Annotated in this window: 29 protein-coding genes and 1 riboswitch; of the genes, 17 read left to right on the top strand and 12 right to left on the bottom strand. The window is 61.2% G+C overall.

Annotation, left to right across the window (positions count from 1 at the left end):
* Positions 1 to 80: 80 nt before the first annotated feature.
* A riboswitch (cobalamin riboswitch) is annotated at positions 81 to 317 on the top strand.
* 160 nt (positions 318 to 477) lie between these two features.
* The 3 genes from ACIK7D_RS03525 to ACIK7D_RS03515 are packed head-to-tail and all read left to right on the top strand — an operon-like array spanning position 478 to position 1,701.
* Positions 478 to 660, top strand: a complete 183-nt coding sequence (locus tag ACIK7D_RS03525) for a CbtB domain-containing protein (protein WP_003522264.1) — start codon at positions 478 to 480, stop codon at positions 658 to 660.
* 11 nt (positions 661 to 671) lie between these two features.
* A complete protein-coding gene (locus ACIK7D_RS03520) occupies positions 672 to 1,382 on the top strand; it encodes a CbtA family protein (RefSeq protein WP_174022224.1) in 711 nt (236 codons plus the stop codon).
* 4 nt (positions 1,383 to 1,386) lie between these two features.
* The gene (locus tag ACIK7D_RS03515; protein ID WP_127756191.1) at positions 1,387 to 1,701 is read left to right on the top strand and encodes a hypothetical protein; all 315 of its coding nucleotides are present in this window, start codon (positions 1,387 to 1,389) and stop codon (positions 1,699 to 1,701) included.
* Positions 1,702 to 1,863: 162 nt separating this feature from the next.
* On the opposite strand, the gene ACIK7D_RS03510 is transcribed toward ACIK7D_RS03515, so the two are convergent.
* The 4 genes from ACIK7D_RS03510 to ACIK7D_RS03495 form a co-directional block, all read right to left on the bottom strand.
* Complete coding sequence (locus ACIK7D_RS03510; protein ID WP_400155634.1) at positions 1,864 to 2,430, bottom strand: type 1 glutamine amidotransferase family protein; 567 nt, start codon at positions 2,428 to 2,430, stop codon at positions 1,864 to 1,866.
* A gap of 21 nt (positions 2,431 to 2,451) precedes the next feature.
* Positions 2,452 to 2,940, bottom strand: coding sequence for a GNAT family N-acetyltransferase (locus ACIK7D_RS03505; RefSeq protein ID WP_003509304.1), 489 nt, complete (start codon positions 2,938 to 2,940; stop codon positions 2,452 to 2,454).
* A gap of 204 nt (positions 2,941 to 3,144) precedes the next feature.
* Positions 3,145 to 3,558 carry a helix-turn-helix domain-containing protein gene (locus ACIK7D_RS03500; RefSeq protein ID WP_003522268.1) on the bottom strand — a complete coding sequence of 138 codons (414 nt, stop codon included), beginning with the start codon at positions 3,556 to 3,558 and terminating at the stop codon, positions 3,145 to 3,147.
* Positions 3,559 to 3,669: 111 nt separating this feature from the next.
* Positions 3,670 to 4,032 (bottom strand): hypothetical protein, encoded by a 363-nt coding sequence (locus ACIK7D_RS03495; RefSeq protein WP_400155633.1) that lies wholly within the window; start codon positions 4,030 to 4,032, stop codon positions 3,670 to 3,672.
* Between the two features lie 127 nt (positions 4,033 to 4,159).
* Between ACIK7D_RS03495 and dmeR the strand changes: the two genes are divergently transcribed.
* Together dmeR and dmeF are read left to right on the top strand one after the other, a co-directional pair.
* On the top strand, positions 4,160 to 4,432 hold the full coding sequence (dmeR, locus tag ACIK7D_RS03490) for a Ni(II)/Co(II)-sensing transcriptional repressor DmeR (RefSeq protein ID WP_400155632.1): 273 nt from the start codon (positions 4,160 to 4,162) through the stop codon (positions 4,430 to 4,432).
* 20 nt (positions 4,433 to 4,452) lie between these two features.
* Positions 4,453 to 5,478 (top strand): CDF family Co(II)/Ni(II) efflux transporter DmeF, encoded by a 1,026-nt coding sequence (gene dmeF, locus ACIK7D_RS03485; RefSeq protein WP_400155631.1) that lies wholly within the window; start codon positions 4,453 to 4,455, stop codon positions 5,476 to 5,478.
* Positions 5,479 to 5,488: 10 nt separating this feature from the next.
* On the opposite strand, the gene ACIK7D_RS03480 is transcribed toward dmeF, so the two are convergent.
* The 5 genes from ACIK7D_RS03480 to ACIK7D_RS03460 all read right to left on the bottom strand — a co-directional run bounded on the left by ACIK7D_RS03480 (position 5,489) and on the right by ACIK7D_RS03460 (position 11,990).
* Positions 5,489 to 5,776 carry a hypothetical protein gene (locus ACIK7D_RS03480; protein ID WP_003522271.1) on the bottom strand — a complete coding sequence of 96 codons (288 nt, stop codon included), beginning with the start codon at positions 5,774 to 5,776 and terminating at the stop codon, positions 5,489 to 5,491.
* 355 nt (positions 5,777 to 6,131) lie between these two features.
* A complete protein-coding gene (locus ACIK7D_RS03475; protein WP_400155630.1) occupies positions 6,132 to 7,238 on the bottom strand; it encodes a glycine betaine/L-proline ABC transporter ATP-binding protein in 1,107 nt (368 codons plus the stop codon).
* Entirely contained in the window at positions 7,231 to 8,139 is a 909-nt protein-coding gene (locus ACIK7D_RS03470; RefSeq protein WP_400155629.1) for an ABC transporter permease, read from the bottom strand. The genes ACIK7D_RS03475 and ACIK7D_RS03470 overlap by 8 nt, the downstream gene beginning before the upstream one ends.
* A 243-nt stretch (positions 8,140 to 8,382) precedes the next feature.
* On the bottom strand, positions 8,383 to 9,393 hold the full coding sequence (locus ACIK7D_RS03465) for an ABC transporter substrate-binding protein (RefSeq protein WP_400155628.1): 1,011 nt from the start codon (positions 9,391 to 9,393) through the stop codon (positions 8,383 to 8,385).
* Positions 9,394 to 9,890: 497 nt separating this feature from the next.
* The gene (locus tag ACIK7D_RS03460; RefSeq protein WP_400155627.1) at positions 9,891 to 11,990 is read right to left on the bottom strand and encodes a S9 family peptidase; all 2,100 of its coding nucleotides are present in this window, start codon (positions 11,988 to 11,990) and stop codon (positions 9,891 to 9,893) included.
* 224 nt (positions 11,991 to 12,214) lie between these two features.
* Here ACIK7D_RS03460 and ACIK7D_RS03455 point away from each other — a divergent pair, with 224 nt between their 5' ends.
* The 4 genes from ACIK7D_RS03455 (at position 12,215) to ACIK7D_RS03440 (ending at position 15,735) form a co-directional block, all read left to right on the top strand.
* Positions 12,215 to 12,616, top strand: a complete 402-nt coding sequence (locus ACIK7D_RS03455; RefSeq protein ID WP_400155626.1) for a DUF930 domain-containing protein — start codon at positions 12,215 to 12,217, stop codon at positions 12,614 to 12,616.
* A gap of 105 nt (positions 12,617 to 12,721) precedes the next feature.
* Positions 12,722 to 13,630 (top strand): dihydrodipicolinate synthase family protein, encoded by a 909-nt coding sequence (locus tag ACIK7D_RS03450; RefSeq protein ID WP_400155625.1) that lies wholly within the window; start codon positions 12,722 to 12,724, stop codon positions 13,628 to 13,630.
* Between the two features lie 50 nt (positions 13,631 to 13,680).
* A complete protein-coding gene (locus ACIK7D_RS03445; protein WP_400155624.1) occupies positions 13,681 to 14,406 on the top strand; it encodes a polysaccharide deacetylase family protein in 726 nt (241 codons plus the stop codon).
* Between the two features lie 249 nt (positions 14,407 to 14,655).
* Positions 14,656 to 15,735, top strand: coding sequence for a bifunctional transcriptional activator/DNA repair enzyme AdaA (locus ACIK7D_RS03440; protein WP_137452211.1), 1,080 nt, complete (start codon positions 14,656 to 14,658; stop codon positions 15,733 to 15,735).
* 88 nt (positions 15,736 to 15,823) lie between these two features.
* Here the strand turns inward: ACIK7D_RS03440 and ACIK7D_RS03435 are convergent, their stop codons facing one another.
* A complete protein-coding gene (locus ACIK7D_RS03435; protein ID WP_080817409.1) occupies positions 15,824 to 17,020 on the bottom strand; it encodes an AI-2E family transporter in 1,197 nt (398 codons plus the stop codon).
* A gap of 86 nt (positions 17,021 to 17,106) precedes the next feature.
* Entirely contained in the window at positions 17,107 to 17,967 is an 861-nt protein-coding gene (locus tag ACIK7D_RS03430; protein WP_400155623.1) for a VOC family protein, read from the bottom strand.
* Here ACIK7D_RS03430 and ACIK7D_RS03425 point away from each other — a divergent pair.
* The 5 genes from ACIK7D_RS03425 to ACIK7D_RS03405 all read left to right on the top strand — a co-directional run bounded on the left by ACIK7D_RS03425 (position 17,950) and on the right by ACIK7D_RS03405 (position 20,638).
* Positions 17,950 to 18,198 (top strand): hypothetical protein, encoded by a 249-nt coding sequence (locus ACIK7D_RS03425; protein WP_400155622.1) that lies wholly within the window; start codon positions 17,950 to 17,952, stop codon positions 18,196 to 18,198. The genes ACIK7D_RS03430 and ACIK7D_RS03425 overlap by 18 nt on opposite strands.
* A gap of 47 nt (positions 18,199 to 18,245) precedes the next feature.
* Positions 18,246 to 18,656 (top strand): universal stress protein, encoded by a 411-nt coding sequence (locus ACIK7D_RS03420; protein WP_003522284.1) that lies wholly within the window; start codon positions 18,246 to 18,248, stop codon positions 18,654 to 18,656.
* 61 nt (positions 18,657 to 18,717) lie between these two features.
* Complete coding sequence (locus ACIK7D_RS03415; protein WP_035260908.1) at positions 18,718 to 19,038, top strand: TraR/DksA C4-type zinc finger protein; 321 nt, start codon at positions 18,718 to 18,720, stop codon at positions 19,036 to 19,038.
* Between the two features lie 318 nt (positions 19,039 to 19,356).
* Positions 19,357 to 20,025 carry a hemolysin III family protein gene (locus ACIK7D_RS03410; RefSeq protein ID WP_400155621.1) on the top strand — a complete coding sequence of 223 codons (669 nt, stop codon included), beginning with the start codon at positions 19,357 to 19,359 and terminating at the stop codon, positions 20,023 to 20,025.
* A 115-nt stretch (positions 20,026 to 20,140) separates the two neighbouring features.
* On the top strand, positions 20,141 to 20,638 hold the full coding sequence (locus ACIK7D_RS03405; RefSeq protein ID WP_080852484.1) for a GNAT family N-acetyltransferase: 498 nt from the start codon (positions 20,141 to 20,143) through the stop codon (positions 20,636 to 20,638).
* 187 nt (positions 20,639 to 20,825) lie between these two features.
* Here ACIK7D_RS03405 and msrB read toward each other — a convergent pair whose 3' ends face one another.
* Positions 20,826 to 21,233, bottom strand: coding sequence for a peptide-methionine (R)-S-oxide reductase MsrB (gene msrB, locus ACIK7D_RS03400; protein WP_400155620.1), 408 nt, complete (start codon positions 21,231 to 21,233; stop codon positions 20,826 to 20,828).
* Positions 21,234 to 21,434: 201 nt separating this feature from the next.
* Here msrB and ACIK7D_RS03395 point away from each other — a divergent pair, with 201 nt between their 5' ends.
* The 3 genes from ACIK7D_RS03395 to ACIK7D_RS03385 are packed head-to-tail and all read left to right on the top strand — an operon-like array spanning position 21,435 to position 24,597.
* On the top strand, positions 21,435 to 23,804 hold the full coding sequence (locus ACIK7D_RS03395) for a putative monovalent cation/H+ antiporter subunit A (RefSeq protein WP_400155619.1): 2,370 nt from the start codon (positions 21,435 to 21,437) through the stop codon (positions 23,802 to 23,804).
* Entirely contained in the window at positions 23,801 to 24,220 is a 420-nt protein-coding gene (locus ACIK7D_RS03390) for a Na(+)/H(+) antiporter subunit B (protein ID WP_400155618.1), read from the top strand. Before ACIK7D_RS03395 ends, ACIK7D_RS03390 begins: the two co-directional genes overlap by 4 nt.
* Entirely contained in the window at positions 24,220 to 24,597 is a 378-nt protein-coding gene (locus ACIK7D_RS03385) for a Na+/H+ antiporter subunit C (RefSeq protein WP_003512021.1), read from the top strand. Before ACIK7D_RS03390 ends, ACIK7D_RS03385 begins: the two co-directional genes overlap by 1 nt.
* The last annotated feature ends 5 nt before the right edge of the window (positions 24,598 to 24,602 follow it).

The following is a 24,602-nucleotide window of genomic DNA, read 5'->3' as shown; positions in this document are numbered from 1 at the left end:
CTAGTCCGGGGTGACGGAGGTGGAGGCGACGGCGTGCAGTTCGAAATCAGGCCCACCATTGACTCCCGCCGCCGCCCATCGGATAACAATCCTGTGATGGTTCCTTCCGGGCGTTCCGGAAGGTGAAAAGGGAACACGATAGGGAGAAATCCTCATTCGTGGCTGCCCCCGCAACTGTGAGCGGAGAGCCTGAAACGAAATGCCACTGGCAAGCCATCTCGCCGGGAACTGAAGGTTTCCAGAGAGGGTGACGCCGGGAAGGTGTTTCAGGTTTTGACCCGTAAGCCAGGAGACCTGCCATCGCGGAAATATCCATGCCGGCGGGGTGTCCGGAAGAGCGGAATTTCAGGGTGGCGGGATCGACGCCTCCCTGTGTCAGTCTCGTATCCCCGTGGTGAAGTGTATTGTAGCGGCTCGACGGCCCTTTGCCGTCCGGCCGCGTCCAAAGGCGCGGGGTCGCGCCGGAGAGGGGTCACCATGTCCATCAACCAGAATACGGCCAACGCCGCCGTTTCCGCAAAAACAACCAGCTTTGCGCAATCGCTGACGGCGATCGTGCTTGGCCTGTTCGTTGTCGGTTTTGTCGGCTTTTCCCATGTGGAAGCCGTTCACAATGCCGCGCATGACACGCGTCATGCCAACGCCTTCCCCTGCCATTGAGGGGAAACGGCATGTCGTCTTTTCGCAATATCGTCTTTACTGCCGTTCTCGTCGGCATCGTCAGTGGTTTCGCCGTCTCGGCCATGCAGGCTTTTGGCACCACGCCGCTCATTCTTCAGGCGGAAACCTATGAAAGCGCGGGCGAAGCGCCCCACAGCCATGATGCGCCGGCGCCCGGTGCTGCCGTTCCCGCCCATGAGCACAATGACGAGGCCTGGGCTCCGGCCGATGGCTTCGAGCGCACCGCCTATACGGTTGCCGCCAATGTACTGACCGCCATCGGTTATGCGCTGGTGCTGACCGGCCTCATTTCGCTGCGTGGCACGAATGGCGGCTGGCGTGAAGGCCTTCTCTGGGGCGTTGCCGGTTTTGCCGCCGTCATGCTGGCCCCGATGATCGGCCTGCCGCCGGAACTGCCGGGCAGCCCTGCCGCCGCACTTGAGGCGCGGCAGATCTGGTGGCTCTCGACGGTTGCCGCAACCGCGGGCGGCATTGCGCTGATCGCCTTCCGCCGCGAACCCTGGGCCATCGTATTGGCGCTGGTGCTGATCGTCGCGCCGCATGTGGTCGGCGCACCCCTGCCGCCGGAAGGCGAACATGCGCTGGCGCCGCTGCCGCTGGAGCGTCAGTTCATCGTCGCCGCCACCATCACGAGCTTCGTTTTCTGGGCTTTGCTTGGAACATTGAGCGCGTTTTTCCTGAAGCGCTTCCAGTCGGCTTGAGACTATGCAGGACGCAGCGGAATGGAGTGAGGAACTCGATGCGCTGCGTTTTGCCGTTCCCGGTCACGGCGCTTTCTGCGCCGTGCACCGTCTTGCCTTCAAGGCTGTCCTTGGGGCGGCCCCGGATCGGGAGGCGGCTCTCGCCTGTTTTCATGAACACGAGGCCGCTTTTATCGCTGCGGCGCTCAGCAAGATAAAACGCTCGAATTTACCCGCCGGCCGCAGCCTGCATCTGAACAGCCGCGATATTCGCCGTGCGATTGCCGGGGAGGGCGAGGAGCCAGCGGCGCGCATATGCCGGGTGCTGGATCGGCGATAGTCCTCGCTGTTTTCACCGCCGTCATCCCGGCCTTGAGCCGGGATCCAGCCAGCCCAAGTCCTTGGGCTGAAAGGACTCTTTTCGCCGCGCAAACGCGTGCCGGCTGGATTCCGGCTCAAGGCCGGAATGACGGTGAGTGCAAACAACCGAGACGGCTATGCCTCAGCGATGCTCCGCCGCAAAAACCTGAAGTTCCGCCTCGGCTTCCGGACCAAAGAGGCCGAGGTGTTTCAGGATTTCCACAGCGAAACTGACCGGCGCGCTGCCGGCGGCCGTGATGATGCCGCGATCGCTGACCGCTTTCGGCTGGTCGCGGTAAAGCGCCTCGCCGCTATAGACGGCATAAGCCTTGTGGGACGCCAGCGAATTGCCGGTATGGGCGACATCGTTCAGGACGCCCGTGCCGCCGAGCGCGCTTGCCGCCGCGCAGATGCCGGCAACCAGCCGGTCCCTGTCGCGAAACCGGTGCACCAGCCCGCCAAGATCGACAGCGGTTCCCTTTTCCCAGCTCAAGCCGCCGGGAATGATCAGCGCGTCGATGCCGGCCGGATCAAGCGCACCATAGGACGTGTCAGGCGTCACGGTCAGCCCGCCCATGGACGTCACCGGCCCGCCATCAGGGGTAGCGTAGACGATCTCGACGCCGAGATAGCTGCGGGCTGCGGCAGCAAGCAGCGCCGGTTCCCAGTCCGCAAAATCCTGCGCCAGCGCAATGGCGATCCGTGTCATGGCCGTCTCCGTGGTTTTTAATCAGGCGATGGACTGCATGTAGCGCATGCCGGTAACCGGCCGGGGCGCGAAATCCATGTTTTCGTAGAAACGATGCGCCGCCACATTGCCGGTCGTGGCGCTGACGGAAAGATAGTCGCAGCCGAGGCGCTTGGCGATATCGCGGGCGCGGGAAACCAGATGCTGGCCGGTGCCATGGCCGCGATGCCCGTCGCGCACGAAGAGATGATGCAGTTCAAGCCCGCGCCGGCCTTCCTGCGCCCTGTAGAGCGGCAGAAGCAGGGCGTAACCGATCAGCGCGCCATCGGCTTCGGCGACCAGCCCATGCACCCAGGGCAGCGGGCCGAACAGGTCGCGTTCCAGTTTCGCCGGCGTAATCGCCGCCGCATCGCCGTGGTAGGAGGCAAGCAGGGTGATCATCTCGTTGAGCTCGGGCAAATCCGTCTTGCGTGCGCCACGAATGATGACGACGGGCGGTCTTTCCAGTGTAAGGGAGCTATCTTCGGTCATTTTTTCGGTCCTTTGGTCTTATCGGTGCCGTCAGGACGCTTGAGAAACAACAAAGCCGCCTGACGGCGGCTTGTTGACAATATGATCTGTCGAGCCGCCCTTAGAGGTAGGCCCAAAAGTACGAGCAGGAGATGGGTGCGCGTTCGTTGATCATGGGACATGCAATGCGCCCGAATCCGCAATCTGTCAAGCCCGGTTTTCCGATCAATGTTCACCCTCGCACATGCCGTGATTGGAAAGCGCGCGGATGACGTAGCAATCCTCTATCGAATGGCCGTGGCAATGGGAGACGATGCGCTCCAGCTCGTGCTCCAGCTTCTTCAGGCTGGCGATCTTTTCGCGCACATGGGCGAGGTGTTCGGCGGCGATGCGGTCCGCGCCTTCGCAGGGCATCTGCCGGTGCTGGCTAAGCGCGATCAGTTCGCGGATGGCGTCGATGTTCAGCCCGAGATCGCGCGCATGGCGGATGAAGGCCAGCCTTTCGAGGTCGGTCTTTTCGTAACGGCGCTGGTTGCCGTCCGAACGGTCGGCTTCGCGGATGAGGCCCATCTGCTCGTAATAACGGATAGTCGGCACCTTGACGCCGGTGCGTTTGGACAGTTCACCGATGGACAGCATCTTTTTCTCCATATCTCGGGTGCAGCGACGGCAGAACGGGCGGCTCCACCGGTCCGGTGCAATGCTCTAGTCTCTAGAGATATGGCTTTTCAGCCTGCCGTTCAATGGGTCTCAGGCGGCTTCATCCACACCAAGCGCCTGGGCGAGCGCCTTGAGGACATCGTTCTCGATGCTGGATGCGGTTTCCGGCTGTGCCGATGCGGCGATGTCGCCCATGTCCAGAGCGGGTGCGGTCGTCATGGAAGCGCCGCTGTCGAGGTTCCACAGCGCTGCGGCAAGGCCGGTGGAAACGCTGGTAGCGGCAGGCGCGACGGCCGTGGCGGTGCTTTCGACGCTCGAAATGGTGCGATGCGCGGCGCGCGTCAGCTCCAGCAGGGCTTCGGTGGTGGAGTGGGTTTCCTTGCCCTTTGCCGGCTCAAGGCTCCGGATCGGAGTGGGATGATAGCTGCTGATGGTTGCTGCAATAGTCGTCATGACTGAGTCCCCTAAGTTTCATGGGGTATTTTTAATGGCCGAAACATTCGCGAGGATTGCGTCGCGCGGGGCTTGAACGGAAAAACTTGCTTATATAGTATACCCCCCTATAGTATATGAGGTGCCCATGTCCCATACGATCCGCAACAAGGAGAAGCTTCTCGCCCGCATCCGCCGCCTGAAAGGGCAGATGGAGGCGGTGGAGCGCGCACTGGACGTTGCCAAGCCCTGCGGCGAGGTGCTGCAATTGCTCGCTTCGGTGCGCGGCGCGCTTTCCGGCCTGACCGGGGAGGTGATGCAGGAGCATCTGCACGAGCATGTGGTGCATGCCGAAAACGAAGACGAGCGGGCGCGGGCGGCGGAAGAGCTGGCCCAGGTGCTGAAGACCTACATCCGGTAAAATCGAACAGGATTAGCGACATGACGACGACATCCGAACACCGTGCAGCAGCCGGTCACGACCATGTTTTCCTTGGCCAGAACCATGAGCGCAATGAAAGGCGCGTCTGGATGGTCATCGCGCTGACCGCGGCCATGATGGTGGCGGAAATCGTTGCCGGCCACTGGTATGGCTCCATGGCGCTGACGGCGGATGGCTGGCACATGTCCACCCATGCCGGCGCGATGCTGATTTCGGCGCTCGCCTATCTTTATGCCCGCCGCGAGGCGCGCAATCCGCGCTTCACCTTCGGCACCGGCAAGTTCGGCGATCTGGCGGGTTTTGCCAGCGCCATCGTACTGGCGGTGGTGGCGCTGCTGATTGCCGTCGAAAGCGCGATGCGCCTCGTCAATCCCGTCGAAATCGATTTCAACCAGGCGATCCTCGTCGCCATCATCGGCCTTGCCGTCAATCTCCTCAGCGCCGTGCTTTTGAAGGATGACCATCACCACGATCATGGACATGGGCATGGACATGGACATGGCCACGGTTCGCATGCCCATCACGGCCATGGCAGCCACGCCCATCACAATCACGGCTCCCATGCCGGTCACCACGCGGACCACGGCGCAAAGGGCGGCCGGGACAATAATCTGCGTGCGGCCTATCTGCATGTGCTGGCGGATGCGCTGACTTCGGTTCTCGCCATCGTCGCGCTGCTGCTCGGCAAGTGGAACGGCTGGTCGTTTCTTGATCCGGCCATGGGCATCGTTGGCGGTCTGGTCATCGCCCGCTGGTCATGGGGGCTGATCCGCTCTACGGCGACGACCCTGCTCGACGCGCTGCCGCCGACGGAGGATTTGCCGCAGGAAATCCGTGAAAGCGTGGAGACGGAAGAGGATCGCATCACCGACCTGCATGTCTGGCAGGTAGGGCCGGGGCATCACGCCGCCATCGTGGCGATCCATTCGCAGGCGCCGAAAGCGCCGGCTTTCTACAAGCAGAAACTTGCCGCCATACATGAACTCTCGCATGTGACGGTGGAAGTGAGCCCAGCAAGGGCCTGATTGGAATCGCCTATTCGGTATATTCCGAATAGGCGCTGCGCACCCATTCCACCTCGGCTTCCGCCTTGTCCTCGGGGGAAGCCGCGGCCGTATCCTGATAAGCGGGCGCGCTGCCATTGCCGACGGCCCACAGAACATTGGCCAGCGACTGGGAAAGAATGGTGCTGGAAACGGTGGGGTTGCCGGGGCCGCGTTTTACCGCCTGCTCCTCCGGCGCGCTTTGAGCGCTGCCAGCTTTTTCGATGTCGCGGATGCGACCCTGATAGTTATATCCGCCAATATTGCTTTCGATCTGCATGTCGGTGATTCCGCGTTCAAAAGTTAACGAATGGTTAACGGCGGCGACTTGTCCGAAACTTGCGCTTGCTGCGCTGCAGCGACTGCCGAGGGTTGACAGCCGGCGAAGTAGTGCTTCGTTTTTGCATGGGGAGCAGAACTGCACAGGGTGCTTGTTCTTGCGGCGTCATGCCGCTGGCGCCAAAGGCACGCCATTTCCCGTCATTCCGGCCTTGAGCCGGAATCCAGCCGACGCGCGTCTGCGCGGCGAGAGAGTCCTTTCAGCCCAAGGACTTGGGCTGGCTGGATACCGGCTCAAGGCCGGTATGACGGAAAGAGGATATCTCGCGGACGCGGTCAATCCGTCCGGTGCCGGATTACGCCGTTTCCTTCTCTACCGGCACAACCGTTTCCTGGAGCTTCTCCGGCTCCTCTGCCGCCTTCACCTCCGCCTCAACCTCCTGCGGCGCGGGTGTCACCATCGCAGCCACCAGCGTATCGAGGCCGATGCTGCCGACGGGCTTGCCGTCCTCGTCCACCACATGCGCGGTGGTCTCGTTGGCTTCCGACATGTCGCGGGCGATTGTTTCCAGCGTCGCGGTTTCCGGCACGGGCATGCCCTCGGGACGGCTTTCCAGCGGCTCCATCACCGTGGTCGCCTGCAGCACGCGGCCGCGATTGACGTCGCGCACGAACTCGGTGACGTAACCATCGGCCGGGGAGAGAATGATGCTCTGGCCGTCGCCCTGCTGCACCACTTCGCCGTCCTTCAGAATGGCGATGTGGTCGCCCAGCCGCAAAGCCTCGTCCAGATCATGGGTGATGAACACGACGGTCTTCTTCAGCTCCTGCTGCAGATCGAGCAGCATGGTCTGCATATCGACACGGATCAGCGGATCGAGCGCCGAATAGGCCTCGTCCATCAGCAGAATATCGGCGTCATTGGCAAGCGCGCGGGCAAGGCCCACCCGCTGCTGCATGCCGCCGGAAAGCTGGTTCGGATAATAATCCTCGTAACCGGCAAGGCCGACACGCTCCAGCCAGTAACGGCCCTTTTCCTCGCTCTTGCTGCGCGGCACGCCCTGGATGTCGAGGCCGTAGACGCTGTTTTCCAGCACCGTGCGATGCGGCAGCAGCCCGAATTTCTGGAACACCATTGCCGTCTTGAGACGGCGGAATTTCCTGAGCGCCGAGGTGCTCATGCCGCAAATATCCTCGCCGTCATAGAGAACCTCGCCGGCGGTCGGGTCGATCAGCCGGTTGATGTGGCGGATGAGCGTCGACTTGCCGGAGCCGGAAAGGCCCATGACGACGGTGATCTTGCCGCCCGGCATGGTGATATTGATGTTGTTGAGGCCAAGCACGTGGTTGTGTTTGTCGTTCAGCTCCACCTTGTCCATGCCGGACCGCACCGCTTCGAGATATTTCTCGGGATGCTTGCCGAAGATCTTGTAAAGATTCTTGATTTCGATGCTTTTAGCCATGGGAGACCTCGCGGTATTTCTGCAGGCGCTTGCCAAAAGCCTGGCTCGCCCGGTCGAACATGATGGCGATGGCGACCAGAGCGAAACCGTTCAGGAAGCCCACCGTGAAGAACTGGTTGTTGATGGCCTGCAGCACGTTCTTGCCGAGCCCACCGACACCGACCATGGAGGCGACGACGACCATGGCGAGCGCCATCATGATGGTCTGGTTGATGCCGGTCATGATGGTGGGCAGTGCCAGCGGCAGCTGCACGTTGAACAGCTTCTGGCCATTGGAGGAGCCGAAGGCATCGGCCGCCTCAAGCACTTCCCGGTCCACAAGGCGAATGCCGAGGCTGGTGAGCCGGATGACCGGCGGAATGGCATAGATCACCACTGCGATCAGGCCCGGAACCTTGCCGATGCCGAAAATCACCACCACGGGGATGAGATAAACGAAGCTGGGCAGGGTCTGCATCACGTCGAGCACGGGATTGATGAGGCGTTGCAGGCGTTCGGAACGACCCATCAGGATGCCGAGCGGCAGGCCGATGACGATGGCGATCAGGGTGGCGATGGCGACGATGGACAGCGTCGTCATGGCGTCCCGCCAGAGGCCGACCGCGCCGATCATCAGCAGGGCGAGCGCCGTGCCGCCGGTAATCCTGAAGCTGCGACCGGCCAGATGCACGATGGCGAGAATGATGAGGAGCGTGATGATCCACGGCGTCTGGATGAACAGCCGCTCCGAGGAATTGAGGAAGAGCTGCAGCGGATGCACGACGACATCGATCGCATCGCCGTAATTGCGCACGATGTCGCGAAAACCATCGTCGATGGTCTTGCGTGCCACACGCATCGTGGAGTTGTCGATTGCCGGGAACTTGCAGAGCATGTCCGGCAGGTAATTGCAGAGGGCCATTATTGTTGTTTTCCCTTTAGGTTTTGGGGATGGGTGGTTGGAGGTTGGAGTGCGCGGGCACCCCCCTCTGTCCTGCCGGACATCTCCCCCTCAAGGGGGGAGATCGATCTGCGGCAAGGTCTCGCCCATCTCTATGGTTGAGGATGAAGCGGCGAAAGCGCGCCCAGCTGATCTCCCCCCTTGAGGGGGAGATGCCCGTCAGGGCAGAGGGGGGTAAGCGGCTTGCGCCAACCCCACCTGCAATCACATCGAAGCCTTGATCTTCTCCGCCACCTCGGCCGGAACCCACTTCGTCCAGATTTCTTCATGGTTCTCGAGGAAATATTCCGCGCCATCCTCGTTGGTGCCCTGGTTCTCATCCATCCAGGCAAGGATTTCGGCGACCATCTTGTTGTCCCAGTTGCGGGCCTTGATGTAGTCCATCGTCACCCCGGCCTTGCCTTCGAAATCCTTGGTGATGACGGTAAAGACATCGGCCACCGGATAGGCGTTGACCTTGGGATCGGCGCAATCGACCTTGGCCGTGCACTCGTCGAAATGGGCGCGGTCGAGTTCGACGCCGTCATCCAGCTTCACCATCTCGTATTTGCCGAGAATGGCGGTGGGCGACCAGTAATAGCCGAGCCAGCCCTGCTTCTTTTCGAAGGCATTGGCGATCGAGCCGTCAAGGCCGGCGGCAGAGCCGGTGTCGACCAAGGTAAAGCCCTTTTTGTCGCCTTCGCGTGCCTTGTAGAGATTGGTGGTGGTCACCTGGCAGTTCCAGCCGGAGGGGCAATTGTGCACGGCGCCCTTGCTGGCGTCCTCCGGGGCGGGGAAGAGCTCGGGATGTTTCAGCGCATCCTCGACGGTCTTGATATCGGGGTGTTCATCGGCGATGAATTTCGGGATCCACCAGCCTTCGATACCGCCTTCGGAAAGAATTTTCGATGCTTCGATCATGCGACCGTCCTTGACGGCGGCGTCGAGCGGCTCGCGCACGGCATTCACCCACAATTCGGGCGCCATGTCCGGTTGGCCCTTTTCGTTCATGGAGGCGAAGGTCGGCATGGTATCGCCGCTGACGACATTGACCGTGCAGTCATAGCCGTTTTCCATGATGAACTTGTCGACGTAAGCCGCGACACCGGCGGATGCCCAGTTCATTTCGGCGATGGAGATGCTGCCGCACTCTTCGGCGGCATTGGCGGAACTTGCTGCACCGGCAGCGATGATAAAGCCCGTTACGAGAATGGTCGAGGCGAGGAGTTTCTTCATGTGTAAGACCCCCAAGTCTGATGCAGTGTTTTCAATTGGCAAAGCGGGAGCACTGCAAAGCCCGGATTGCCAAGGGCGAACTGACATGGCGCATGGAAAAGCCGAAAAAAAACCGGCGTCAAGAATATCCGCAAGACGTGCTGCAGGATTGCCGCGAGAAACGCGGCGGAAAGGCGCATGAATATGTCAACGACCGGCATAATACGGCCAAAAAGTGATATTGCAACGCAAAATGGCGCATCGCAGCCATGCGTTCGATTTTAGGAACATTTTTTCAGGTGGCGTAATACATGAAATATATTTGAGATTTACTCAATTCTATTATGATTTTTAGTAAAACGAAATAAAAATCCACGCACCAGCAAAGTGAAATTAAAGGAAAAGCAGGCGATGCATTTTTGTGGAAAAAATATTCAGAAAGAGGTTTTTTGAAGGTATTTTCATACTGTTTTGGCTCGGGCGGCGGCTCCGTCGCCGCCCGTTTCGCAATCAAGGCCTCACACGGCGTCCTTGCCGGCCACCTTCAGCGCGAAGGCATATTCGAAGGCGATTTCTTCCAGCCGCTGGAAACGGCCGGACTTGCCGCCATGGCCGGCGGCCATGTTGGTCTTGAGCAGGATCGGCGCTTCCCCCGTCGTCTTTTCGCGCAGCTTCGCGACCCATTTGGTCGGCTCCCAATAGGTCACACGCGGGTCGGTGAGGCCGGAAAGCGCCAGCAGCGGTGGATAGGGTTTTTCGCTGACATTGTCATAGGGGCTGTAGGCAGCGATCCAGCCATATTCCTCTGCCGATTCCAGCGGATTGCCCCATTCCGGCCATTCCGGCGGGGTCAGCGGCAGCGTGTCGTCAAGCATGGTGGTCAGCACGTCGACGAAGGGAACAGCGGCGATGATGCCGGCGAATTTCTCCGGCGCCATATTGGCGACAGCCCCCATCAGCATGCCGCCGGCCGAGCCGCCTTCGGCGATGATGCGGTCATAGGAGGTGAAACCCTCCTGAACCAGATGATCGGCAGCGGCGATGAAGTCCTTGAAGGTGTTCTGTTTGTCTTCCATCTTGCCGGTTTCGTACCATTCGAAACCCTTGTCCTTGCCGCCGCGAATATGGGCGATGGCATAGATGAAACCACGGTCGGCGAGCGACAGCGTGGTGGTGGAGAAGGAGGCGGGAATGGTGATGCCGTAAGCGCCATAACCATAAAGCAGGCAGGGGGCGGAACCGTTAAGCGCCACATCCTTGCGGTAAAGCAGCGAGACCGGCACCAGCTCGCCGTCATGGGCAGGAGCCATGATGCGGCGCGTGATGTAATCATCAGGATTGTGGCCCGAGGGTACTTCCTGCGTCTTCAGAAGCGTCCGCTCGCGCGTCACCATGTCGTAATCGAACAGCTGGCTCGGCGTCGTCATCGAGGAATAGGAAAAGCGGATGACGTCGGTGTCATATTCCGCTGCGCCATGCAGGCCAAGCGAATAGGCTTCCTCGGCAAAGGCGATGGAATGTTCCTCGCCCGTGCGACGATCGCGGATGACGATGCGCGGCAGGCCGTCGCGGCGCTCAAGCCAGATCAGGTGACGGGCATAGGCATCGACGGAAAGAATGAGACGGCCCGGCTCATGCGGGACGATCTCTTTCCAGTTCTCTTTGCCCGGTGCTGTGACCGGCGCTTCCACGATGCGGAAATCCTTGGCGTCGCCGTCATTGGTGAGGATGAAGAAGACATCGCCGCCTTCGCACATCGAATATTCGATGCCCTCTTCGCGCTCTGCCACGATAGCAGGCTCGGCCGTCAGGTCGCTGGTGGAGAGAAGGCGATATTCGCTGGTCTCATGGTCATGAATGTCGATGAAGATGAAATCGTCGAGAACCGACGCGCCGACGCCCATGAAGAAGCCGGGATCCTTTTCCTCATAGACCAGACGGTCTGCCGATTGCGGCTGGCCGATAATATGGTGGAAGACCTTGGAGGGACGGTGGTTCTCGTCCTGCAGCGTATAAAAGAAGCTCTTGCCATCAGGCGCCCAGGCCCCGCCGCCGCCGGTGTTTTCCACGACATCTGCAAGATCTTCGCCGGTTTCGAGGTTGCGGATGCGCAGCGTGAAATATTCCGAGCCCTTGTCGTCGTAACCCCAGATGCCGTGGCTGTGGTCGGAGGACTGGTCGAGGCCGGCAAGCCGGAAATAATCCTTGCCCTCGGCCTCCTTGTCACCATCAAGCAGCACATGTTTTTCGCCGCCGCCGCGCGGGGTGCGGAAATAATGCGGCTGCTCGCCGCCGGTCACGAACAATGTCCCGTAAGCATAAGGCCCGTCATTGACGGGCACGGAGGAATCATCCTGCTTGATGCGGCCCTTCATTTCCTCGAACAGCTTTTCCTGAAGCGCCTTGGTGTCACCCATCGCCGCTTCCATATAGGCGTTTTCCGCCTCCAGATGGGCGCGGATCGACGGGTCGAGCAGGGTAGGGTCCTTGAACATGGCCTGCCAGTTATCGGCCCGGAACCATGCGTAATCGTCGGTGCGGGTAATGCCGTGGTGCGTATCCTGAACGGGCCGTTTTTCGGCGGTCGGAGCGGCGGGCAGGTTCTTGAAAATCGGCAAGGGAAACTCGCTTTCGTATGAAGAATTCTTGGGCGGCACCAAGATGTAGAGCGGGGCTTGCGGCCGATCAAGTTTCAAATCTCCACAGGCGGAATGCGGCTTGGGCACAATTTCGTCAGCTTTCGATCACATTTTGGCAATATCCGGCAAATCAGCGATGATGGATGCAGGCCGCCCGGCCTGCCGCCTACCACAAGAACAAACGAAAAAACTGACAGGATCCCATGCGAAAGCTTCTTCCCGCTGCCCTTTCTACCTTTTTCCTTGGCTTGCAGGCCTTTACTCCCGCTTTCGCGATCGACGCCAGCGTCATGCGGCAGCTGAATGCGCTTGCCCCGGAAGAGCGCCTGGAACAGCGTTGCGATATCGAGGCGATGGAGAGGATAGCGACGGAACAGAAGGGCATGCGGCCGGACAAGGTCATCGCTTATACCTTCGGTGATCCGGAAGTTGGCAAGAACTCCATCAAGGCGCCGGGCGCGGTCTTTAGAAGTTCCGGCGAATGGTACAAGCTCAAATACAAGTGCCAGCTGAAGAGCGACAGCCTCAGCATCCAGTCCTTCGATTACCGCGTTGGCGACCGGATTCCCGAGGAGCAGTGGAAGAAGTTGTATCTTTATGACTAAGCAAGGATTTTTTCGGTTGCGGGCAGGGGTTTAGCCGCCGCTTTTCTTGCCGCTCCGCCACCGGCTCTGTAACCCTGACTTCCGATCGAAGTGAGGGACATAAACATGGCGAGACGATTCAAGGGGCTTTCTGCTTTTCCGATCACGCCGGCCGATGAGGCCGGGCGGGTGGACACGCAGGCGTTCTCCGCGCTGATCGAGCGGCTGGATGCGGCGGCGGTCGATTCCGTCGGCGTTCTCGGCAGCACCGGCATCTATATGTATCTCACGCGGGAAGAGAGAGGCCGCGCCATCGAGGCGGCAGCCGCCATCCTCAAGGGCAAGCGCATATTGATGGCCGGCGTCGGCGCATTGCGCACCGATGAGGCGGTGGCGCTGGCCAGGGATGCGGAAGCCGCCGGCGCCGATGCCCTGTTGCTGGCACCCGTCTCCTACACGCCGCTGACGCAGGAAGAGGCCTATCACCATTTCGCCGCCGTGGCGGGCGCGACGGCCCTGCCGCTTGCCATCTACAACAACCCGACGACGACGCGCTTTACCTTCAGCGACGAGCTTCTGGTGCGGCTTGCCTATATCCCCAATATCCGCGCCATCAAGATGCCGCTGCCGGCCGATTCCGATTATGCCGGTGAGCTCGCGCGGCTGAGACCGAAGCTGTCGGATGATTTCGCCATCGGGTACAGCGGTGACTGGGGCTGCGCCGACGCCACGCTTGCCGGCGGCGACACCTGGTACAGTGTGGTTGCCGGCCTGCTGCCGGTTCCAGCCCTGCAATTGATGCGGGCGGCTCAGGCCAAGAATGCGGAAGAGGTCAAACGGCTCGCCGCGGCCTTCCAGCCGCTCTGGGCGCTGTTTAAGGAATTCGGCAGCATCCGCGTGGTTTACGCCGCCGCCAATATCCTGTCGCTGACCGTGAGCGAACCGCCTCGGCCGATCCTGCCGCTCACCAGCGCCGAACGCCAGCGGGTAGAAGAGGCGCTGGAGGCGCTGTCCGGGCTGGAAACCGCGCCTTAATTCGGGCGCTTTGCGGGCGGATTGCCACCTCTCACACTCCGGAACATAAAATGCTGCGTCGCCTCTTCATCGCCACCCTGTTTTTCTGCGCCTCTTCCGCCGCATTCGCGGGAACCGGCCTTGTCGAGCCGACGTTGAAGATGACGCCGCAGCATGACGGCAAGGTGCGGGTGGCGATGACGCTGGATGCCTGCATGGGCAAGACCGATCACCGCATTCTCGATACGCTGGTGAAGGAGCGCATTCCGGCAACGATCTTCGTCACCGCCCGCTGGCTAAAACACAATGGCGAAGCGCTTGCCGTGCTCATGGCGCATCCGGATCTGTTCGAGATCGAAAACCACGGCGAAAACCATGTGCCGGCAGTGGACAAGCCGGTTTCCATCTACGGCATCGCCGCCGCCGGTTCGGAAGCGGCGGTCGAGCAGGAAGTGGAGGGCGGCCGCCAGGCCATCGTCGCCGCCACCGGCCTGCAACCGCAATGGTTCCGTGGTGCGACGGCCAAATATACCAATTCGTCGATGTCCACCATCAACCGGCTCGGCATGCGGGTGGCCGGTTATTCCGTCAATGGCGATGGCGGCTCGCTGCTGGGTGCGGCCGCGACGGCGAAACACATCGCCTCGGCAAAAGATGGCGACGTCATCATCTCCCACATCAACCAGCCCACCCATGAGGCGGGCGAAGGCGTGGTGAAAGGCCTTCTGGCGCTGAAAGCCCGCGGCGTCATCTTCGCCCGGCTGGACGACCCGTCCTTTGCCCCGCCGGGGAACTGACCCGCAAGGTTGTCGCCCGTTTCTTCTCCCCGCCGGGGAGAAGATGCCCGAAGGGCAGATGAGGGGGCAAGCTTCCCGCATCTCTCCACCGTCGCCCCCTCATCCGGCGCTGCGCGCCACCGGCGGGGAGAAGAAATATGCCGCACCGGCTTGGCCAAACGGCGCGGACGAAACGAGCCGACAACATCCCCCACATCCACGCCCGTTTTTCGGCGGCACCGGCCAAAAAATTGCGCTAGCATCCTCCCCATGATGCTGTTCAAACGCCCCGACACCGAAACGCTCTATTCCGCCCTTGTGAACAAGGACCCCGCCTATGAGGGCGTGGCCTATGTGTGTGTGACGTCGACGAAGATTTTCTGCCGCTTCACCTGCACGGCGCGAAAGCCGAAGATCGAGAACTGCCGGTTCCGCGAGACCATCGCCGAATGTCTGGAGGCCGGTTTCCGTCCCTGCAAACGCTGCAAGCCGATGCTGTCCTATGGCTCGGCCGATGAGACCGTGACGTCGCTGCTGACGGCGCTGGAAAACGAACCGGCGCGGCGCTGGCGCGAGGAGGATGTGGTGGCGATGGGCCATGATCCTTCCACCGTGCGCCGCACCTTCAAGCGCCGTTTCGGCATGAGCTTTCTGGAAATCGCCAGATTGCGGCGGGTGGGCGGCGCGGCGGAAAGCCTCGCTTCCGGCGAAGCGGTTATCGGTGCGCAGATCGATGCCGGTTACGAATCCGGCAGTGGTTTCCGCGCCGCCATCAACCAGTTCTTCGGCTCTTCGCCCGCCGCCATGAAAGGCAAGGGTTTTTTGAAGGGCGACTGGATCGATACGCCGATCGGCCCGATGCTCGCCGTCGCCGACGATCATGCCCTGCATCTCCTCGAATTCGCCGACCGGCCGGCGCTTCCGGCCGAGCTGAAGCGGCTGAAGACGCGCACCGGCGCGGATATGGTGCTCGGCCGGACGGCCGTGACCGGCCAGATCGAAGCGGAACTCAGGGCCTATTTCGCCGGGCATTCGGCCGCCTTTGAAACCCGGCTTGCCGGCCATGGCACGCCCTTCGAGCGCGATGTCTGGCGCAACCTGCGGGAAATTCCGGCGGGTGAGATCGTCAGCTATTCCTCGCTCGCAACCGCCATGGACAGGTCATCCGCCGTGCGCGCAGTGGCCCGCGCCAATGGCGCGAACCAGATTGCGATTGTCGTGCCGTGCCACCGTGTACTGGGCGCGGATGGCAGCCTGACCGGCTATGGCGGCGGGCTGTGGCGGAAGAAATGGCTGATCGAGCACGAGCGCCGCATGGCGAGTGCGCAGGGAATGCCGCTCGCTTCCTGAGCGGCCCGGCTGCTGGTTTTCAGGAGGTTGTCGATTGACGCTGGCGCGTGGGGTTTACCCCCCTCTGCCCTGCCGTTGAAGCCGGTGCTTAATCCGGCAATTTGGGCACCACCCGGCGCGACGGAAACAACTCCCGAGTCACCGTCATGGCGATCAGCGACAGCGGCAGGGCGAGCATCGCCCCGGCAGCCCCCCACATCCACGTCCAGAAGATGATCATCACGAAGACGAGGAAGGGGTTTATCTCCATGTTGCGGCCCACCACCGCCGGAAAGGCGAGGTTTTCCATCAACAGGTGAATGGTGAAGAAGATCGCCGCCGGCAGGAGCGCCAGGACGATGTTGTCATGGGTGATGATGCCCGCCACCGTCAGCGAAATCGTCATGGCGGTGATGCCGAGAAACGGCACGAAGCTGGAGAGGAAGGCGAACAGCCCCCACAGAAGCGGCATGGCCAGTCCGCCGAAATAGGCGATGACCACCATCGTCACGCCAAGCCCGGCATAGATCAGCGCCGCCGTGGCGAAATAGGTGCCGAGCACCTCTTCCACCGAACCGATGATGCGGATGGTGCGCAGCCGCTGGTGGCGGGCCGGAAAGGCCATGATGATCGCCTTGCGCAGCCGCAGCCGGCTATAGAGAAACATCAGCAGTGCGGCGAGGAAGATCAGGCCCTGAATGACCGCGGGGGTGACGTTGGCGCCGAGCAGCGAGATGATTTCGCCGCTGCGGGAAATCAGCGATTCCATCGACATCGATCCCATGCTGAAACTCGCCGCCGAAATATTCAGCCATCTGAGGCTTTGCAGATAGGGCAGGAAACGGTCGATGCTGCGCTCCACCAGCGCCGGGCCCTCCGAAGCAAGGAGCGAGAGCGGTTCGGTGAGTGAATTGATGACGAAGAACATCACCGCCGCCACGAGGCTCGAAAGAATGAGCGCGACGCCAAAACCGGGAATGCCGTAGGAACCGAGCTTTTCGGCGGCGATGCCGAGGATCATGCCCACCACGATGGCCATAACCACCGGAATGAGGATGAGCGACAATTCATGGATGACCGCCATCAGCATGATGAGGAATATGCCGATCACCGACCAGGCGACGACGACATCCAGCGCTTCGCGGCCAAGCGGCTGCTGGCTGCGCGCATCGTCACGCCGTGAGCCGGAAGCCGGCACTTCCAGCGGGTCCGCTCTTGTTGCTAGAGCGGTTGCGGCCGTCGTGCCGGCGGTTGCCGCGGTATTGACCAAGCTGCCGGTCTTGTCCGGCCTGGCATTTTCATTCATCGAACGGTCCCCCAATAAGGGGACAAACGTTCGAAAAATGTGGCGGTTCCGGGGCGGCAGAAATTTCTGCCGCCGCTTTTTTGTGTTTATGTGGAAAGCTTTAGGCCGATCCCCCACGGATCTTTGAGGACAATGCCGTCACTTTGCCGTTCGGTGGCGATTTCCAGCCGGTCGAGGGCGGCAATCGCCGTCTCAAGCGCGGCCGGCTCGTTGAAGGTCAGCGAATAGCCGGAAAGGCCGGTCATATTGTCCTTGCGGGCCGCAGCACCCCGGCTGTTCCAGATATTGGCGGCGACGTGGTGGTGATAGGCCCCGGAACCGAAGAAGCTCGCGCCGGGATAACGCGCCATGATCTTCAGTCCCAGCACATCCTGATAAAATTCATCCGCCTGCGGAATGTTGCCGACCTGCAGGTGGATATGGCCGATGGCTGTTCCTTCCGCCGCCCCGGTAAAGGCCGTCTTCGGCGCGCTGTCGTAAAGCGCCTGAAGGTTGAGGCCGAGGGTGGCCATCTCCACCGTGCCGTCCTGCTGGTAGGTCCATTCATCCGGCGAACGGTCGCGATAGACTTCGATGCCGTTGCCTTCCGGGTCGGCAAGATAGATCGCCTCGCTGACCAGATGGTCGGACGCGCCCTGAAACTGGACATTGTTATGGGCGGCATGCGCCAGCCAATGGGCCAGATCGTTCCGGCTCGGCATCAGGAAGGCGGTGTGGAACAGGCCCGCCGCGTTGCGCGGCGCGCGTTCCGCCGTGCCGGAGGTGGAAAGCGTGAGCAGCGGCTGGCCGCCGACCCCAAGCACTTCACCGCTCGGGTTCTTTTCAAGAACCGTAAGACCGATGATCTTCTGATAAAAATCCGAAACGCGCGGCAGATCGTGAACGACGAGATGCGCCTGGCCGACATAGGCCGGCCGCGTCAGGGCGAATTGTTTGATTTCACTCATCATGATCTCCATATTGAATCCGAAGCGCCCTGGGGCGGATCGGTCGCCGAAACCATCGGCCGACGCCGCTTTGCGGCGTTTGTCGAAGGCGAATATGGGCTGGTTTCGTCGTTCAGCAAAGATCGTCGTCTGGCGATTGACTGTCCACTATTCGTTGACAATGCCCCGTTCCGGCCCGGCTCCGGCTTTGACTTCGATCAAGGCGAAGGCCGTGCCGAAGGGGAAATATAAGCCTAGCCCGACACGCTAAACGGCGGATCAAACCAAAGGAGACAGCCATGTACAAGAAGATCATCGTACCGGTAGACCTCAGCGCCACCGACAAGGGGGAAAAGATTCTCGAAAAGGCCAAGGCGCTTCTGGATCCTGATGGCGAGATCGTTCTCATCAATGTTGTCGAGGAACTGCCGGGCTATATGGCGATCGATCTGCCTGTCGACCTGATCGAAAATGCCATCAAGGACGCCAAGACCAAACTTTCGGACATCAAGACCAGGGCCGGTTTCAAGGGCAGCCAGGAAATCAGAAGCGGCGCGCCCGCGCGTGAAATCATCGCCGCCGCCGAGGAACACAAGGCCGACCTCATCATCATCGCGTCGCACACGCCGGATTTCAGCAATTATTTCATCGGCGCCACCGCCGACCGCGTGGTGCGCCACGCCAAATGCTCGGTGCTGGTGGACCGATAAAAGCCTGACGTTTTAGGGTTGCGGGCGGGTTTTCCGCCCGTACCGGCTGGAGGAAAAAAACATGAATGTCGAAAGTTACGAGAAAATCCTGCGTGACCGCCAGCGCGAGCTTTATCGCCGCCTGCACAAAATCGAGGCCGATTTCGAAGAGCCTCGCAATCCCGATGACGAGGATCGCGCCACCGAACGCAGCAATGACGAGGTGCTGGACGAACTGGGGCAGGTGGGGCAGGACGAGCTGCGCGCCATCGACGCAGCCCTCGACCGTATCGCCAGCGGCACCTTCGGCACCTGCGTCAAATGCGGCAAGCGGATTTCGGAGGATCGGTTGAAGGCGGTGCCCTATACGCCGTTTTGCCAGGAATGCGCTGCGGCGTTGTGAGGGCAGGGGAAAGCGTGACTGGGTTTCTTCTCCCCGCCGGGGAGAAGGTGGCCCGAAGGGCCGGATGAGGGGGCAAGCTCTCCGAACACATCTACCCTTGCTCTCTCATCCCGCTGCCGCGGACTTTTCCCCGCCGGGGAGAAGAAACAAGCGTCTACCGCTTACTCCACAGGCAATTGTTCTGGCCGAAGGGCAGCCTGCACCTCTCCTTTCGCAACAGTCTCGAACGCAATTTGATTGCCGTTAACCGGGCGCTGTCTTGTTCCTGTCTAATATTGTCTCCATGCTTTGAGGAAAGCACGCAGACGGGATTGGACTATGAGCGATTTATGGCGGTTCGGGCGCCAGTATGATTTTCACGAGATTGTCGCCGATGGCATCGTCCACGGTGTCGGCATCGTGTTTGCCCTTATCGGCTCCACGGCGCTGATCTTTTACGCGATGGTCTGGGGGACGCTCAGCGCGATCGCCGCCGCGTGGATTTACGGTCTCGGCCTCGTCGCCTGTCTTTCCGTGTCTTTCACCTACAATATCTGGCCGCACTCGAACGTAAAATGGTTCCTGCGCCGGCTGGATCATTCGGCGATCTTCATCCTCATCGCCGCCACCTATACGCCCTTTCTGATGCGCGGCATCCACGATCCGCTGATTGCGGCCATGCTGGGGCTGATCTGGCTTGCGGCGCTGTGCGGCATCCTGCTCAAATGCCTGTTCCCCGGCCGTTACGACCGGGTTGCCATCGGCCTTTATCTCGCCATGGGCTGGAGCGGCGTCATGGTGGTCGGGCCGCTGTCGGCGCATCTCGCCCCCGTCACGCTCTGGCTGATCGTCGCCGGCGGCGTCATCTATTCGCTCGGCGTCATCTTCCATGTCTGGGAAAAACTGCGCTTCCAGAATGCCATCTGGCACGCTTTCGTGGTCGCCGCCGCCGCCGTTCATTATTTCGCCGTGGTCACCTCCTTCAGCCTCGTGCCGCTGGCATCCTGAAGAATGCGCCCCGATGGCGGATGGGTACTGGACAGCCATTCGCATCATCGCCTAATCCTCGTGCAGATGGCGGCCGAAAATACCGCCGCTGCAAGCAGGAAAAGGGTGAACGACAATGAGCGTGCAACTGCGCGACGCGACCGTGGACGATCTCTCCGGCATCATGGAGATTTACAATGATGCGGTGCTGAACACGACCGCGATCTGGAATGACGTGCTGGTCGATCTGGAAAACCGCAAGGAATGGTTCGCCGCCCGCAAATCACGCGGCTTTCCGGTCATCGTCGCAATCCTCGACGGTAAGGTCGCAGGTTATGCTTCCTATGGCGACTGGCGCGCTTTCGACGGTTATCGCCACACCCGCGAACATTCGGTCTATGTGCATAAGGATGCGCGCGGCCACGGTATCGGCAAAAAGCTGATGCAGGCGTTGATCGATCATGCCTCGGGCAACGACGTGCATGTGCTGATCGCCGCCATCGAGGCGGAAAACACTGCCTCCATCCGCCTGCATGAAAGCCTCGGTTTCAGGGTCGTCGGCCGGTTTTCGGAAGTCGGCACCAAGTTCGGCCGCTGGCTGGATTTGACGTGTATGGAGCTGAAATTAGGTTAAGCCAAGAAGCTCAAGTCACCTTTTTATCGAGCGAGTGCCACGAGTCTCTTCTCCCCGCCGGGGAGAAGGTCGCGGCAGCGGGATAAGGGGGCAAGCTCTCCGAAATCCCGCAACGTCGCCCCCTCATCCGACCCTTCGGGCCACCTTCTCCCCGGCGGGGAGAAGACATTCGCGGCTCTTTTGCCAGTCAAATCGGCTCGAACACCATCGAATGGCCGTTGATGCAGTAACGCAGGCCGGTGGGCTTCGGGCCGTCCGGGAAGACGTGGCCGAGATGGCCGCCGCAATTGGCGCAGCGGATTTCCGTGCGCACCATGCCGTAGCTGGCGTCGCGATGTTCCGTCACGGCGCCCGGCTTTACCGGCTCGAAATAGCTCGGCCATCCGCAGCCGGCATCGAATTTCGTATCCGAGAGGAACAGCGGCTCGTCGCAGGCCGCACAGCGATAGAGGCCGTGCTGGAATGTATCCCAATAGGGCCCGGTGAAGGCGCGCTCGGTGCCGTGTTCGCGCAGGATGCGATATTGCTCCGGCGTCAGCTGCTCACGCCATTCGGCATCGGTCTTGTTGACTTTGGGGGATGTCAGATCGCTCATGGAATGATCCTTTCTGTTCTCGCCTCAAATAGTCATCGCCGCCGCCGATTGAAAGGGGCGACGCCTCATAACGCGTTCGTTATGGGTCGGGAGTGTCGATTTGGGTTGAGATGGCTTTGTCTATGCCTTAACTGGAAAAATCGATTTTAAAGAACGCCATTCATTGGCGCGCAGGGGTGGGGGACATCCCGGGAGATGTGAATGACATCCGATGTCACGCCGCTGACATTCCTGTCGCTGTTTCTGCCGTTTCTGGCAGCGCTTGCCGCACCCGTCCTGGTTAAAAGGTTCGGTCACAATGCGGCGTGGGTCCTGGCGATTGCGCCTGCTCTCGCTTTTGCGCATTTTGCATTGATGCTGCCGGATATCGCGGCAGGCGGGGTGGTGACCGGCGGTTATGCCTGGGTGCCGAGCTTCAATCTCAGCTTCTCCTGGTTCATCGACGGCCTGTCGCTGACCTTTGCGCTGCTGATCACCGGCATCGGCCTGCTGATCGTGCTTTATGCGGGCGGTTATATGAAAGGCCACCCGCAGCAGGGCCGGTTCCTGTCCTTCCTGCTGCTCTTCATGGGGGCGATGCTGGGCGTTGTGGTTTCCGACAGCCTGCTGATGCTGTTCGTTTTCTGGGAGCTCACCTCCATCACCTCCTTTCTGCTGATCGGCTTCGACCATGAGCGCGCCGCCTCGCGCCGCGCCGCGCTGCAGGCGCTGGTGGTGACGGGCGGCGGCGGTCTGCTGCTGCTCGCCGGGCTGATTTTCATCTGGGATATCAGCGGCATGACGCAACTGTCGATGTTGGTGCGCGGCGGCGATGTCTTGCGCGACAGCCCGTTTTATCTGGCCGCGCTGCTTCTTGTTCTCGGCGGCGCCTTCACCAAATCGGCGCAGTTTCCCTTCCATTTCTGGCTGCCCAACGCCATGGAAGCGCCAACGCCGGTGTCCGCCTATCTGCATTCGGCAACCATGGTGAAGGCCGGCGTCTATCTTCTGATGCGGCTCAACCCGGTTCTCGGCGATACCGCCGCCTGGCAGATCCTGCTGCCATTCTTCGGCGGGCTGACCATGCTCACCGGCGCGCTGCTGGCCGTGCGCCAGACCGATCTCAAGCTGATGCTCGCCTATACGACGGTGTCGTCGCTCGGCCTGCTGGTCATGCTGACGGGTTTCGGCTCCGACCATGCCATCGAGGCGGCGGTGCTTTATCTGGTGGCGCATTCGCTGTTCAAGGGCGCGCTGTTCATGGTCGCCGGCATCATCGACCATGAGACCGGCACCCGCGACGTGACGAAGCTCGGCGGCCTGCGAAAAGCCATGCCGATCACCTTCGCGGCGGCGCTGGCGGCTGCGATTTCCATGGCCGGCCTGCCGCCTTTCTTCGGTTTTCTCGCCAAGGAAGAGATTTATTACGCGCTGGCGCATGGCAATCCGCGTGCCGTGCTGTTCACCGGCATCGCCATCCTCGGCAACGGACTGATGTTTGCCGTCGCTTTTGCGGTGGCGCTGAAACCCTTCCTCGGCAAGCCGGTGAAGACCCCGAAACACGCGCATGAAGGTCCGCTGCTGCTCTGGCTCGGCCCGGCGCTTCTGGCGCTGAAGGGGCTGACGATTGCGCTCTTTTCCGGCATCGCGCATTTCTACATCTCCACCCCGATGGCGAGCGCCATTGCCGGCGAGGCGCGCCCGGTGGAAATCTCGCTCATTCCCCATATCGGCGTGCCGCTCGGCCTGTCGCTGCTCACCATCGCGCTCGGCATCGTCCTTTATACGCAGCTTTCCGCCGTCCGTGGACTGATCGACCGCACCTTCAAGGCGCTGGGGGCGGGGCCGGACAGGGGCTTTGACGTGTTCATCGACATGCTGGTGAAAGTCTCGTTCCACATCACCCGGCTCATTCAGCCGGGCAGGCTGGAATTTTACGTTACCGCCACCTTCGCCGTCATCGCCGCCGTACTTCTGGTGCCGCTGTTCCTTTATGGCGAATTGCCGTCCATGCCGTCCTGGCCGCGCGATATGCCGGTCCATGAGCTGACTTTCATCGCCATTGCCGTGGCGGGGCTCATCGCAGTGCTGACGGCGTCGAGCCGGCTCACCGCCATCATCGCGCTCGGCATTCAGGGCTTTGCGGTGGCGGTCATCTTCCTGCTCTTCGGCGCGCCCGATCTGTCCTTCACGCAATTCATGGTCGAGACGCTGTCGGTGGTCATTCTGACGCTGGTGATGACGCGGCTTCGCCTGTCGCCTTCAGACCATCGCGGCCTTGGCCAGAAGCTGCTGGACAGCACCATCGCCATCGCCTGCGGAACCGGCTTTGCTTTGTTCCTGATGCGCGCGACGCAGGCGAGCTTCGACAACCGCCTGACGGACTTCTACAACACCTATTCCAAGGTCATCGCCCACGGCGCCAATGTGGTCAACGTCATCATCGTCGACTTCCGCGGCACGGATACGCTCGGTGAAATCGCGGTGGTGATGATAACGGGTCTTGCCATTCTCGCGCTGATCCGCATCCGCCCGGCCGCCGCCGTCAAGGGATCGGCCAAAACCGCGAAGAAGAAAGGAGCACGGGCATGAACACGCTCATTCTGCGCACCGTCGCCCCTGTCGTCACCAGCCTCATGGTGCTGTTTTCCATCTTCGTGCTGCTGCGCGGCCATAACGAGCCGGGTGGCGGCTTCATCGGCGGCCTGATCGCCGTCTCGGCGCTGGCGATCTATGGCATCGCGTATGGCGTCACCGCAGTCAGGCGCGCCATCATGTTTCATCCGCTCGCCATCGCCGGGGCGGGGCTGCTGCTGTCCATGTTTTCCGGCCTCGTTTCCATCGCCGCCGGCGTGCCCTTCATGACCGGGCTCTGGGTCTATCCGAGCCTGTTCGGCGTCGAAATACCGCTCTCCACCGTCATGTCCTTCGATATCGGTGTCTATCTCGTCGTGGTCGGCGCCATCACCTCCATTGCGCTGGCGCTGGAAGAAAGGGAAAGCGACTGATGGAAGCGGTCTTCTCCATTCTCGTCGGCATCTTCTTTTCGGTGGCGATCTATCTCATGCTGTCGCGCCACAGCATCCGCATGCTGCTCGGCATCGCCATTCTCGGCAATGCGGTGAACCTTCTGCTGTTCACGGCGGGCAGGCTGACGCGCGAAGTGCCGCCGATCATTCCGCCCGGCATGGATGCGCTGCCCGCCGGTGCGGCCAATCCGCTGCCGCAGGCGCTCATCCTCACGGCCATCGTCATTTCCTTTTCCTTCTTCTGTTTCCTTCTGGTGCTGACCTGGCGTGCGTTTCAGGAACTGCAGACCGACGATACGGACGAAATGCGCACCGCAGAACCCGCAGGCGAGCCCTTGCCGCCGCTCGGTTATTGAGCGGC

The organism is Agrobacterium sp. P15N1-A (assembly GCF_044626815.1).
GTDB classification, from domain to species: Bacteria; Pseudomonadota; Alphaproteobacteria; order Rhizobiales; family Rhizobiaceae; genus Agrobacterium; species Agrobacterium leguminum.
The sequence above is the reverse complement of the archived record's forward strand: the minus strand, read 5'-3'. Positions and strand labels throughout refer to the sequence as shown.